The sequence below is a fragment of the Citrobacter sp. TBCS-14 genome, from assembly GCF_005280805.1.
Lineage (GTDB): Bacteria > Pseudomonadota > Gammaproteobacteria > Enterobacterales > Enterobacteriaceae > Citrobacter > Citrobacter gillenii.
In genome coordinates, this window is record NZ_SZWM01000043.1 from 388 (window position 1) to 625 (window position 238).

The window sequence follows — 238 nt, forward strand, 5'->3', positions numbered from 1 at the left end:
GAGATGCTTGAAAAATACGCGGAGTAAATGCAATATTTGCTGAGGCCAGAATTTCAGTGATTAATTTTTGTATTAGGTTTTCTGCGTGGTTTTGGCATCCAGAGTAGGGCTTGTTTGCAAAGCGCATATAAGGCAGATTGCCAAATTGCTTAGCATTCACTGTTTCTATAAGGTCAATATTTTTGTTATCATTGATGAGCAATCGGCCAAGATCTGTATTAATCCCAGATGCTTCTGG

1 pseudogene is annotated in these 238 nt (G+C 38.7%); it reads right to left on the bottom strand.

Annotation, left to right across the window (positions count from 1 at the left end):
- A pseudogene (locus tag FDX22_RS29915) lies at window positions 1–238 on the bottom strand (hypothetical protein); the annotation flags it as partial.